Genomic DNA, 12,143 nt, shown 5'->3' on the forward strand with positions numbered 1-12,143 from the left:
ACTGGTAACTACCTTTTCGTCGGTGATGCTAGTACGTCCTTGAAGCAATGGTCTTCACACGGCTATCCATCCGCCCTAGTCGTGAGCATATTCGGAACCATAAGAGTCGCATTTCGATGGTTCGTACTCGCCGTGGTAGCTGAAGGCCTCTTTTAAAACTTTTTGCATCAGCTGTTTGGCATAAACTTGGTTCCGGCTTAATAGGGTCTCCAGTTGATCGCAAAGTTTTAGGAGCTTTTCTACTTTTGCGACTATGGCTTGTTGTTCACGAAATGGGGGTAGCTGGGTCAACAGCGGATAAACTCTTTTCCCACTAATTACAGGCTGAGCTCCTTTATACGAAGACCTCCCTAAGTCCATTTGCTTCAAATGAAGCAATATATACTCTGTATCGATGTTTTTTTTGCTGAAATAAACCCTGAAACAGTTATCCGTTACCCAGGAGTATTCTGGAGTTAAGTGAACTGCACCGCAATATGCTCCAACTCTCCCGATAGTGACTGTTGCCTCATTAGTGTTATAAGCGTCGTGATACCCATTGATGCCATTACCACCAAATACGGGAATATCACCACCATTCATTTGTGAAGATATCAAACCGTCTCCGGAGCTAATGCTGATTAAATCACCCAGCCTACACCAAGCCCACCCACTCGGCAGTTCAAACGGCTTTTCCTCGCCATCCATGGGAGGCAGCTGTTTCTGTGCATTGGTTCTCCTCCCTTTGTCTCGTTCCGCATGTTCAGCGCCGATGCGTTCAAGCAATTCGCTAGCTGGTTCCACGCACGGATTTTGAGCACGCCATTCAACCGTAAGCTTGCCTTCAATGGCTTCATGCAAAATCTGTTGGCGCAGTTTTTTCAAAAGGAATTGTTGATGGGTGAGTTCTGCTTTTAGTTCACATTCTTCAATAACAATCGACTTAAATTTCTCAACAATTTCAAGCTGCCTCCCGATAGATGGCAAAGGAATTTCAATACCCTGTATTTTTTTGACAGATAACGCCACATTAGCAGCACCACTCATCAGTGGAACCAGAACACGGTCTTTCAATTGTGACAAATACAAATGAAGGAACTGAATATCCAACTTGCTTTCATCTTTGCTGGTCAGTGCTACCAAAATGGAACCCAGTGCGAATTTCCCTTCTTGATAATGCACATTCTTTAGGCTTGCATGGCCGTGACCCGTTGAAGATACAAGAGGAATACAGACGGCCTTAGTATCAAACTGATAGGTGTTGCTGGTTTTTCGTTCCGCGCCGGTAGTTACCAGAGGGTATTCGCCTGGTTCCGCCTTGGCCAATCCTGTCGAACCTTTTTCAAAATCGCACAGGGCATTGAGCTTTACAAGCTTCACTACACGAGCTCCCTACGGAGTTGATCCAGCAATTGATCACCATTGGCAAAAGATTGATGCAGGAGGTCGAGCAATTCAGTGCTGCTATATTGCTTATCTTCTTTAGCGCGGTGCGGGTTATTAATGTCGAGGTTGTAGCCGTCTGCCTTGATGGTGTCGATATTCACCTGCCAAGCCTGCTCGTTCACTTCCCGGTTGATCCACCAAGCCTTCAGGGCATCGAACTCGGCCAGCTCGATCGGCTTGGTTTTGGAGTAAGCCTTGTAGCCTTCTGGTAACTTGTGTTCATAAAACCAAATGTTTTTTGTCGGCTCGCCTTTGGTAAAAAACAGTAGGTTGGTGGCCACAGAGGCGTAGGGCTGAAACACGGAGTTGGGCAGGCGCACGATGGTGTGCAGATTGCAGTCTTCCAGCAACTTCTGGCGAATTCGCTGCTTCACGCCATCGCCGGTAAGGGAACCATCAGGAAGCACAATAGCGGCACGGCCTCCGTTGTTGAGAAGGTGAATCATCAGGATCAAAAACAGATCCGCCGATTCCTTGGTGCGGTAGGTCTGCGGGAAGTTGTTTTCGTTATTGTTGGAAACCACGCCACCAAAAGGCGGGTTGGCGATAATCACCTCCACCCGATCCTTACGGGTGTACTCGCTCAAAGGCCTTTGCAGGGAGTCGCCAAACTGAATATTGGGCGTAACAATGTCATGCAAAATCAGGTTGGTATTGGCCAAAATATAGGGTAACGGTTTGTACTCCCAACCACGGACGTTGTTACCAATGGCTTCGCTCTCAGCAACATTGCTGGCAGTGGCTTTTAGATGCTCGATCACGGCGGTCAAAAAGCCGCCGGTGCCGCATGCAGGGTCGAGTACGGTATCGCCGTGCGCGGGATTCACCATCTCGGTCATAAACTGGGTAATAGCTCGGGGGGTGTAGAACTCCCCCAACGTACCGGCGCTTTGAAGCTCGCTCAAAAATGTCTCGTAAATTTGGCCGAATAGATGCAGATCTTTGCTGTTGTTGAAGTCGATTTCGTTCAGCTTGTTGATGACTTGGCGTAAGTGAATGCCGGATTTCATATAGTTGTAGTTGTTGGCGAAGACTTCATGCACCAGTACCGCGCGGCGCTTAGCGTTGGATAGGTCAATTTCCGACAGTGTAGGGAAGAGTTTGCGGTCGACAAACTTTAACAACTCGTCGCCGGTCATGCCTTCGTCATTGCCTGCCCATTGGTCCCAGTGCAAGTCGGCGGGAATGGGTGATATATAGTTATCGTCCATCAGCTCAAGCTCTTTGTCTTTATCGCTGAAGATTTTCAGAAACAACATCCAGCCCAGTTGCAAAATACGCAGCTCATCGCTGCCGGTGCCGGTATCTTGCCGCATGATTTTACGGGCAGACTTTACTATGCCTGATACATTTGCCATTGTTTTACTGCTCTCGTGTTAGCGATTCAAGCCACTTGATAAAGGGCTTGTTCGAGCTGAGTTAATGCTTGTAAGTAATTCTGCTTGCCGCCAAATAAATTTATGATTTCGGTTGGGGTGCCGAACCGGTCGAATGGATTGATCTTTAGCACCTTGATGTCCTCAATATTCTCTATGCCTTCATCGGCATATTTATCAAGCAAGGCGTCCAGTACCTTGCGCGCCTGTTCGCCGTACTGGCTGAATACATCACGCTTTCTGACCTGTTTGGCGCGCTCGGCACGAGTGAGTGGTGGCTGGTCAAAGGCCGTGTGGCAGATCATGTCGAAGATGTCCATTTCCTTACCGATGGCATCTTTGAGGTTTTCCAGCACGATTCCCTGCTCGGTAAGCTCGTCGATGATCGCCTGCTTTTTGTCTGCGCTACGCCATTTGCTAAGAAAATCATTCAGTGACTGGTATTGTTCACGAACCTTTTGACGGGTGTAGTCTTTCAGACTGCCGGTAATTAACTTGCCATTACCATCCATGTACTGAATACGTTCGTTGAGAATGGAAACATTGACGCCGTTAACGTAAAGCTTGCGCCGTGGTTCGCTAATGATGTCGCCGCCATCGATGATTTCTGGTGGTTCGGTTGGCGGCTCAAAGATGATCTCTTTACCTTCTTCATCGGTGATGGTATCTCCTTCGCTCGCCTCGTCTTCCGGGGTTTCAAATTCCTCATCCTCTCCCAGCTCTTTGACTCGCACCGGATCACCATCGAAGTCCGGGTCGGCAAACAAGTCGGTGACATTACGGAAATCAAGAATGGTGAAAAAGGTTTTGCCAAACTCTTCATTGATGCGGGTGCCACGCCCGATGATCTGCTTGAATTCGGTCATGGAACCGATGTTGCTATCGAGCACGATCAACTTGCAGGTTTGCGCATCGACTCCGGTGGTCATCAATTTGGATGTGGTGGCAATAACCGGGTAGCGCTCTTCGGGACTGATGAAGTTATCCAGTTCGCGCTTGCCTTCGTCATTATCACCGGTGATCTGCATTATGTACTTGGGGTTCTGCGCCATCAGGTCACTGTTTGCATTAGCCAGGGCTGAGCGCATGCGCTGAGCGTGGTCAATATCCACACAGAATACGATGGCTTTGTCGAAGCGGTTAGTTTTTTTCAGATACTCACTGATTTTTTGGGCCACTGCTTCCGTGCGTTCGTCGATCACCAGGTTTTTGTCGAAATCCTTACGGTTGTATATGCGGTCATCCACCAACTGGCCGCTTTTATCTGTTTTGCCCGCCTCAGGCCGCCACCCTTCAAGATCGACATTGAGGCCTACGCGTAACACCTTGTAAGGGGCCAGAAAGCCATCCTGTATGCCTTGCTTGAGTGAATAGATATAGATTGGATCGCCAAAGTATTCAGTGCTTGAAACGGTTTCGGTTTCCCTGGGCGTTGCTGTCAGGCCAATGTGAGTTGCAGTTTTGAAATAATCGAGGATTTCGCGCCATGCGCTATCTTCCGACGCACTTCCACGGTGGCACTCGTCGATGACAATCAGATCAAAAAAATCGGGGCTGAATTCCCGGAAAGCATCCTTGTCCTCATTGTAACTGGTGAGCCCTTGATACAACGCCAAATAGATTTCGTAGGATTTATCGATTTTCTTATTTTTAATAACCGTCATTTTGTCTTTGAAATGCCGGAAGTCGCCACGGCGCGTTTGGTCAATCAAGGCGTTGCGGTCCGCCAGAAACAGGATGCGTTTTTTAGCGCCAGCTTTCCAGAGGCGGTGAATGATCTGGAAGGCGGTGTAGGTTTTGCCGGTGCCGGTGGCCATAGTCAGCAAGACACGCTCCTGGCCATTGGCAACGGCCTCCACTGTGCGGTTTATGGCGATTTGCTGGTAGTAACGCGGGCTCCGGCTTGTGCCGTCAAAGAAGTAATCCTGTGCGCTGATACGCTCAGCCTCTGGTGTGGCGATGCCCTTATAGCGCTTATAGCGCTCCCAGAGTTGTTCCGGAGTTGGAAATTCACTCAACGAGATTTCACGCTCAATGCTGCCGCTGAGGGCAGTGCGGTCATGCTCGTAGAAACCATCGCCGTTACTGCTGTACACCGTGGGAATATCAAGAATGGTGGCGTAATCCAACCCCTGCTGAATGCCCGCCATCACCGTTTGCCCATTGTCTTTGGCCTCGATGATGGCGACTGGAATGTTTGGCTTGTAATAAAGAACGTAGTCCGCCCGCTTGCGCTTGCCCCGGGTTGTCAGGTTGCCCTTCACATAGATACGGCCATCGGTGAAGCTCACTTCTTCGCGAACCTGCTTCTGCATGTCCCAGCCCGCCTGTTCCAGCGCCGGTGTAATGAACTTGGTGCAGATGTCACGCTCTGATAAGTCCTTTTTATTCGTCATCTGATGGTCGAGTCCTTGGGTTTATTCGGCCATGGGTGGGCGTAAAGGCACAATAACCATGTTCAGGGGCTTAAGAGAGATCTTAAAAGCCTACGGTCACGTAGTCACTCACCTACAACTTTTATGGTGGCGGGGATAGGTTGTGTCGGTTCAGGGGATTGACGTCAATTAGAAATTGCCAGCATAGCGGGCTTTATATAGGAATTCAGGTTGCGTTGGCAGTGTCAATCCAGAACCGTAAGGTCATACCAAGCCATCCGATACCTAATCCGCGTTGCCACCACCAACCACACCACCAGCATCCGATTTACCGAGCTCTGCTAGGGGATTGACTTCGTGCAGGTTTGCATTCGAGTTGTCTGTTTGGCCGGAGCTTTTATCTCGATTGAGGCACTCAACGCAAACCTCAGCAATTGTCGGATTGAACGCCCGCCTATAGCCGCTTATCCAAGTAATGAATCGGCCGGTAATTCTGAGACGCCTATGACCGCCCACCTTTGGCTCGCTGCCTGTCGCGAAACCCTTTTGAAGGGGCCGTCCAACGCCGCGAGCCGAAAGCCGAGTTCGTACTGATCTCGGTGTACAGGTCAACGGCCAAGCAAAACGGTTGGAAAACCGTCCCCCGCCACCCTTTGGCTGGCGACTCTATTCAGTTACTCGATTACGAACAGGGATTTGAAGCTATCGAGTGGGGCGTGATGAATAGTCGCGAATACCAAGACCCACACTGCAAGAGCATCTGCATGGCGGAATGTCTCGCGCCCGGAATTGTTAAAACCGCTGAGTTCTTCAAAATCTTCACACCAAATGAAGAAGTAGATGCGCTTTGCTTGGCAAAGATGCAGGCGGCCGGTGTTAAGGTGCTCACGGGCGTGAACCAGAGAATGTTTTATCAATGAACTACACCAACCTGAATCCAGAGAAGGCTCTGATTTGGCGTATCGTCCATCGCGATAACCTGCCCTGGATTCTGGATAACGGTCTGCGTTGCGCGAACTCGGAAGTACAGGCACCTCAGTACGTGAACATCGGCAACGTCGACTTGATCGACAAACGCCGTTCACGCCAGGTGCCTATCGCACCCGAAGGCGTTCTGGCCGACTACGTGCCCTTCTACTTCACGCCCTTCTCGGTAATGATGCAGAACATTCATTCAGGCTGGAGCGTTCAGCAACGCACCAACGACGAGATCGTCATTCTCGTCTCCAGCCTTTATCGCGTTTTAGAGCTGGGCCTACCGTTTGTCTTCACAAACGCACATGCCTACCCAAATTGGACAGACTATTACAGCGATCTGGCGGATCTCGACCGGATCGACTGGTGTATCCTTCAACGACGCGACTTCAAGCGCGATCCTGATGATCCTCGCAAAATGGAGCGTTATCAGGCTGAGGCACTGATTCACCATCACTTACCGATTACGGGACTACTGGGCATCGTGTGCCACAACGATGCAATGAAAGTACGCATAGAAGCAGACGTTGCCGCTAGAGGCCTGACGTTGCCAGTCCATGCGCGCCCCAAATGGTATTTCCAATGATCAGATTTACCCAAGGCAACCTTCTGGAAGCCAAGACCGAAGCCCTCGTTAACACGGTGAACACCGTGGGTGTGATGGGAAAAGGCATCGCTTTGATGTTCAAAGAACGCTTTGCGCAGAATTACCGACTGTATGCAGCCGCGTGCAAGGCTGGTGAAGTGGAAACCGGCAAGATGCATGTGACGGCCACCAATGAACTCGATGGCCCACGCTGGATCGTGAACTTCCCTACCAAGCGTCATTGGCGCTCTCCGTCGCAAATGGCGTGGATAATCGAGGGACTGCATGATCTGCGTCGCTTCTTGATAGAAAACGATGTGAAGTCCGTTGCCGTCCCGCCGCTAGGTGCTGGTAATGGTGGGTTGAAGTGGCCTGAAGTGCGTGAGCAAATCGTTGAGGTGCTGGACGATCTGGATGTGGATGTATTGGTGTTCGAACCCTCCAATCAGTACCTGAATGTCGCTAAACGCAACGGAGTTGAGCAACTCACTCCGGCACGGGCGCTGATTGCAGAACTGGTTCGACGCTATTGGGTTCTGGGCATGGAATGCAGCCTGCTCGAGATTCAGAAACTGGCCTGGTTTCTTGAGCGCGCAATCGTGAAACTTCCCAATACTGAGAACCCGCTGGATCTCAAATTCGTTGCTGGTAAATTCGGCCCGTACGCCAATCGATTAGAACATCTGCTCAACAATCTGGACGGAAGCTATCTACATTGCGACAAGCGCATCAGTGATGCCGGAATCACCGATGTAATTTGGTTTGATCAAGATCGCAAAGCCTTCTTGCAGACCTACCTCAAGACTGAAGCCAAGGAATACTCCCAAGCTTTAGAGCGCACGGCTGAATTGATTGATGGCTTTGAATCACCTTTTGGCATGGAGTTGCTCGCGACTGTCGACTGGTTGCTGATTCATGATGGTGTTGCGCCAACCCTTCCAGCTTTACGCGAAGCGCTGATGAATTGGGAGGGTGGCTCCAGTGCTGCGGCGCGGAAAAACAAACTATTTGACGATCAAGCTCTGGGGATTGCAATCGAACGCCTGACTTCCAGCAGCTTCAGTCCAAACATAGCGGCCTGACGCTAGAGCGAGACAGGGCAATTGCTGCTTCACAATTGCTCTGCTGCCCATTGCATGGTTTAGACAATCCTCAAGTCCACGCGCCAACACTTGCCAAACCCAACCCCCACAGTGCTAAATCCCGCCTCATAACCACCCCTTTTTACCCGCATCCCCGACCCCGGCCGGATTCCGGTATTGAGCCTCACGGGAATCCATGGAATGGCCCTGCATATCCCGACCCTGCTGGTCGTTTCCGTCTTCGTCTTCTTTTTGATGGGGCTGTTGACGCTGCACGCCTGGTATCGCGAAACCCGCGAGCCGCCGCTGGCCTACCTTGGCAGCATGATGCTGTTGGGCGCGCTGGGCGTGGTGCTGGTGAGTTGGCGGGATCGCGGGGTGGATTTCGTTCCGATCATCTTCGGCAACATTGTTCTGTTGCTCAGCGCCGCGATGAACTGGACGGCCATGCGCACGCTGATGGGTCGCAAACCTTACCTGCCGGGCATTTTGGCGGGTTCTGTGGTCTGGCTGCTGTTGTGCCTGATGCCCGCCTTTTACGACTCGATGGCGAATCGAGTGCTGATCTACTCTCTGCTGGCATTCGGGTATGGCGTGCTGACGACATTGGAACTCTGGCGCAACCGTCACAGCCTGGACATTGCGTTCATGCCGGCGTTGGTGCTGACTGTTTTGCACACCATTTTTTATGCGGTGCGCAGCGCGACCGATGACGGGCTGCCGGTGACCAAAGCCTTGCTGGGCAGTGGCGAAGGCGTGCCGTTTTTCTCGTTCATGCTGTTCGAGTCGATGTTGTATGTCATCGGCATTGCTTACATCACCTTGGCGATGGTCAAGGAACGCGCCGAACTCAAGCTCAAGGCCGCGGCGTTCAGCGATCCGTTGACCGGCATAGGCAATCGTCGCGCGTTCATGCAGCACGCCAGTCACTTGCTGGACGGCTGTCAGCAGCGGGCCGAACCGGCGGCGTTGCTCCTTTGCGATCTGGATCACTTCAAGCGTTTGAACGACACCTACGGCCATCCTGTCGGCGATCAAGCGTTGATTGCGTTCAGCGAAGTCCTGATGAAAAGCGTGCGCAAAGAGGATGTGTTCGGCCGCATCGGTGGCGAGGAGTTTGCCTGTCTGCTCTGCGCATGCGATGAGCAGACTGCACTGGAGATTGCCGAGCGAATCCGTCTCTCCTTCGCCCGGCTCTCCATCCTGGAACCGGGGCTGCTCAGCGTCAGTATCGGCGTGGTCACCACCCGTGAGTCGGGTTACGACCTGTCGCGCCTGCTGTCGGAGGCGGATCAGGCGCTGTACGGTGCCAAGCATCAGGGGCGCAACCGTGTTCAGACGTTGCGCTCGTTGTATCTGGGTCTAGCGTAAAAACCCTTTTAACTAGCCGTCCAACGCAGCTGGCCGGGTTATAAATCAGAGAAACGCTCCACAAGGAAGTTAGCAATTGATCCCCCACACTCCGAGCTCACAACTGAAATCCGTTGCCGCAACCACCCTGTACCTTTGCTTGACCGGATGTGTCGGGGTAGGCATCTCCCTGCCAGAAAAAGTCACACTGAAAACCGACGCTTACAGAGCGCAAAGCTACCGCTCAATCACCCCGCAAATCACCCGGACAGCAACATCGGCACCCACCCGCGAATGGTGCGGAATCACTGTCTGGGCGCTGGTGATTCCGGTGCCGTTGAAGCTGCCGGTTTGCCACTCGTACTCCGAGCAATCCTTCGGCAGTGACGAGTTCGGGAGGGAGACTGTTTTGCTCAACACCCGACAATCAGTGCCATCCCCGCTCTACGCCTGTGGCCCACTGATGGTGCTGGGGCCGATCGTTCACGGTTACGAAGGTAATGCGCTGTGCGGTGTTTTTCCTGACTGATCCGTTGATTCACGGATAACTGAACGACTTCACCAGCGTCAGCTCCCCCACCGCGCGCATCGGTACGAGGAAAGTCTCCATCTTCTCGCTCGGCGTGCCTTCCTCGGTAATCACCGTGACCTGCGCGGTGGTCAGCGGTTGCACCGCCTCATCACCGCCATCCTCGTCGCCGCGATAGCCGCCGCCGTAGTAATTCACATACACCAGATACTGGCCCTTGATCGGCGCTGGCATGGCGAAGATTTCCGGGCCGTAACCGGTGGTGACGTCGACGTCGAGCGCGGCACCGTTAGGCGCGACGCGGTTGCCGTACCAGATGTGTGCGCCGTCGGGGGTGACGAGGTGCAGATCGAGGTCGGTGCCGTCGCTGTCCCATGACAGCAGCACGCGCAGTTTCGCCGGGGTGGCGCCGCCGCTGGTGTTGAGGAACTGCGTGCGATGGCGTTGCTGGCCGTCGGGGCTGCGCACTTCGACGCTGTTGCTGCCGTTGGGGAAGGAGAACGGGCGATCAAAGCGGCCGCTGTCATCGATTTTCAGCGGCATGCTGACGCCGTTGACGATCAATCGCCCGGGCTCATTGCTCTTCGGTGTGGCTTTGATCTGGCCGCTGATGCGTGCGGTGTTGGCCTGGCCGACCGGGGTGTTGACCGAGGAGGCCGGGTAGTTGACGGTCTGGCGAAAGCTTTCGCCCTCGCCTTCCGGTGCGCCACTGCGCCAGCCGCCGACCGGGGTGTCGAGTTTGACGCTGTCGGCGGCCATCGCCGGCGCTAGCGCGGTCAACGTGCAGAGCAGCAGCAAGACCTGTGGATAACGAAGTGTCATGGTCTATTCCAGCAAAAGGTGACGGGCAAGCCCTTCGATGTAGGTTTCATCCTGGCCGTTGGGGTGTGCTTCAAAGGCCAGGTGCAGATATTCGTGGGTCAGGTCGAGGCGATCCTGCAGGCTCAGTACGCCGCGCACGTAGATGCGTTGGCGTTCGCGGTCGACGAAGGGCCGGCCGAAGGCGAGTTTGCACACGGCGAATGTGCTGACTTCGTTGTAGCCGGTTTCGCTTTCCAGCTTCGGGCGCCAGCCGCGACGTTGTTTTTGCAGCCAGTCTTGCGCGGCGGGCAGCGCTTCGCAGGAAGCCACCGGGTTGTCCCAACGGCTGAGGCTGGCGCGCGGATAGGCGTGCAGCAGAATCGCGTCGTAGCGCTGGCCGGCATTGGCTTGCTCGACGGCGTGCTGCCAGGCGAGTTTGTCCGGGCCGGGTTGATCGGAGTGATAGGTGACGGCGCTGCCGGCCAATACCAGGTCTGCCGTCCATGCAGCGATGTCGCGAGATGCGGCAGAGGCCGGGCGCGGTGCGACGCGTTGCCGAGTGCTGCTGTCGTCGATGCTCAGGCAATCGCCGTTGCGCGTGGCGTTTTGCAGCAAATACGTGCGAATCGCTACGGCGAGGGCTTTGGCCGCTTCGGCGGGTTCAGGTTTGGCTTCGCGCTCCAGCACTCGGGCGACGTACTCTTCGCGATCCAGCCTTGCGACGAGTTTGTCGTTGAGCAGAAAAAGTTCGCCGTCGCTGTGGATATCCAGCGCATTACCGTTGGCGAATTCGACGCGATAGTCGCCCTGCAACGGGCCGGAAGTAGCCACCCGCTCGCCAGTCAAAACCCGCGTAACCGGATAGCGCGAGAACAACCCGACTTCAACACAACGCCCCGCTTCCGCCGGCCATGCCGCTGGCAATACAGTCGCCAGTGCCTGACCGTAATGGCGCAAAACCATCTGACTGGTGCCACGCCCGCCTGCCCAGACCGGCGAGCCATCCGCCGTCCAACCGGCAAATCCACCTTGCCGCGATTGCGCATCCTGATCGCCGAGCCAACTCCAGGTTTTCACCCGCAGACGCCCGCCCAGTTCACCGACAACATTGCCGTCAGCCGCGTTCAGCACCACATCGAGCAGCACTCGACGCGCCTGATCCTGCGCCGGCAAAGTGGCCAAGACTTTCAGCAACTCGACCACGGAGACGCGTTGCGCCGGTTGCACCGAAGGCAAATCCAGCAGCCACAACGGCGCCTGTCGCGCCTGCCAATACGTTCGCCAATCCGCCGCCGCAATGCCCAACCGCGCGGGTTCGAAATACAAACCGCAGGATTTCACCAGCGCCTGATCACGCTCGATCCTGCCGCCCGCCGCGCAGCAATAAACCTCTTCCTTCGATTGCCCGCGACATTCATACGCCGGTTCCCGCGCGCCGGTATCCATCAGCCATGCGTAAACGAACAACTTCCACAGGCTGCCCAGCGGCGTATCCAGCGAAGACGGTAACGGTTCACGGGCGATCAGTTGTGTCTGATTCAGCGACAACAACTCGCCCTTATAGGCCACGCGCAACGGCTCATCCTGCGCCGTCGCCAGCGCAGGAATCACACACATCAGCAGCCACAGCAGCGGCCGGCTCAT

The 12,143-nt window shown here is 54.1% G+C and carries 9 protein-coding genes; 4 read left to right on the forward strand and 5 right to left on the reverse strand.

The window, feature by feature from the left end; translation table 11 throughout:
* Positions 1–75: 75 nt before the first annotated feature.
* From QOL84_RS23705 to hsdR, 3 genes are read right to left on the reverse strand one after another with little or no spacing between them, the layout of a single operon-like run.
* On the reverse strand, positions 76–1,359 hold the full coding sequence (locus tag QOL84_RS23705) for a restriction endonuclease subunit S (RefSeq protein ID WP_283438800.1): 1,284 nt from the start codon (positions 1,357–1,359) through the stop codon (positions 76–78).
* On the reverse strand, positions 1,359–2,783 hold the full coding sequence (locus tag QOL84_RS23710; RefSeq protein WP_283438801.1) for a class I SAM-dependent DNA methyltransferase: 1,425 nt from the start codon (positions 2,781–2,783) through the stop codon (positions 1,359–1,361). Before QOL84_RS23710 ends, QOL84_RS23705 begins: the two co-directional genes overlap by 1 nt.
* A gap of 26 nt (positions 2,784–2,809) precedes the next feature.
* Positions 2,810–5,197 carry an EcoAI/FtnUII family type I restriction enzme subunit R gene (hsdR, locus tag QOL84_RS23715; protein ID WP_283438802.1) on the reverse strand — a complete coding sequence of 796 codons (2,388 nt, stop codon included), beginning with the start codon at positions 5,195–5,197 and terminating at the stop codon, positions 2,810–2,812.
* A 497-nt stretch (positions 5,198–5,694) separates the two neighbouring features.
* Between hsdR and QOL84_RS23720 the strand changes: the two genes are divergently transcribed.
* From QOL84_RS23720 to QOL84_RS23735, 4 genes are all read left to right on the forward strand, one after another.
* A complete protein-coding gene (locus tag QOL84_RS23720; protein ID WP_283438803.1) occupies positions 5,695–6,096 on the forward strand; it encodes a DarT ssDNA thymidine ADP-ribosyltransferase family protein in 402 nt (133 codons plus the stop codon).
* Complete coding sequence (gene darT, locus QOL84_RS23725; RefSeq protein ID WP_283438804.1) at positions 6,093–6,737, forward strand: type II toxin-antitoxin system toxin DNA ADP-ribosyl transferase DarT; 645 nt, start codon at positions 6,093–6,095, stop codon at positions 6,735–6,737. Before QOL84_RS23720 ends, darT begins: the two co-directional genes overlap by 4 nt.
* A complete protein-coding gene (gene darG, locus QOL84_RS23730) occupies positions 6,734–7,819 on the forward strand; it encodes a type II toxin-antitoxin system antitoxin DNA ADP-ribosyl glycohydrolase DarG (RefSeq protein WP_283438805.1) in 1,086 nt (361 codons plus the stop codon). Before darT ends, darG begins: the two co-directional genes overlap by 4 nt.
* A 201-nt stretch (positions 7,820–8,020) precedes the next feature.
* Positions 8,021–9,190 carry a GGDEF domain-containing protein gene (locus QOL84_RS23735; RefSeq protein WP_283438806.1) on the forward strand — a complete coding sequence of 390 codons (1,170 nt, stop codon included), beginning with the start codon at positions 8,021–8,023 and terminating at the stop codon, positions 9,188–9,190.
* A 517-nt stretch (positions 9,191–9,707) separates the two neighbouring features.
* On the opposite strand, the gene QOL84_RS23740 is transcribed toward QOL84_RS23735, so the two are convergent.
* Both QOL84_RS23740 and QOL84_RS23745 read right to left on the reverse strand, forming a co-directional pair.
* A complete protein-coding gene (locus tag QOL84_RS23740; protein WP_283438807.1) occupies positions 9,708–10,520 on the reverse strand; it encodes a YfaP family protein in 813 nt (270 codons plus the stop codon).
* A 3-nt stretch (positions 10,521–10,523) separates the two neighbouring features.
* The gene (locus QOL84_RS23745) at positions 10,524–12,143 is read right to left on the reverse strand and encodes a DUF2300 domain-containing protein (RefSeq protein ID WP_283438808.1); all 1,620 of its coding nucleotides are present in this window, start codon (positions 12,141–12,143) and stop codon (positions 10,524–10,526) included.

Origin of the sequence: Pseudomonas helmanticensis (assembly GCF_900182985.1) — a bacterium.
GTDB lineage: Bacteria > Pseudomonadota > Gammaproteobacteria > Pseudomonadales > Pseudomonadaceae > Aquipseudomonas > Aquipseudomonas helmanticensis.

Bases quoted from the DNA above. Each gene is read 5' to 3' on its own strand.
- QOL84_RS23710 (WP_283438801.1), bottom strand. From the start codon at position 2,783: ATGGCAAATGTATCAGGCATAGTAAAGTCTGCCCGTAAAATCATGCGG.
- hsdR (WP_283438802.1), bottom strand. From the start codon at position 5,197: ATGACGAATAAAAAGGACTTATCAGAGCGTGACATCTGCACCAAGTTC.
- darT (WP_283438804.1), top strand. From the start codon at position 6,093: ATGAACTACACCAACCTGAATCCAGAGAAGGCTCTGATTTGGCGTATC.
- darG (WP_283438805.1), top strand. From the start codon at position 6,734: ATGATCAGATTTACCCAAGGCAACCTTCTGGAAGCCAAGACCGAAGCC.
- QOL84_RS23735 (WP_283438806.1), top strand. From the start codon at position 8,021: ATGGCCCTGCATATCCCGACCCTGCTGGTCGTTTCCGTCTTCGTCTTC.
- QOL84_RS23740 (WP_283438807.1), bottom strand. From the start codon at position 10,520: ATGACACTTCGTTATCCACAGGTCTTGCTGCTGCTCTGCACGTTGACC.
- QOL84_RS23745 (WP_283438808.1), bottom strand. From the start codon at position 12,143: ATGAGCCGGCCGCTGCTGTGGCTGCTGATGTGTGTGATTCCTGCGCTG.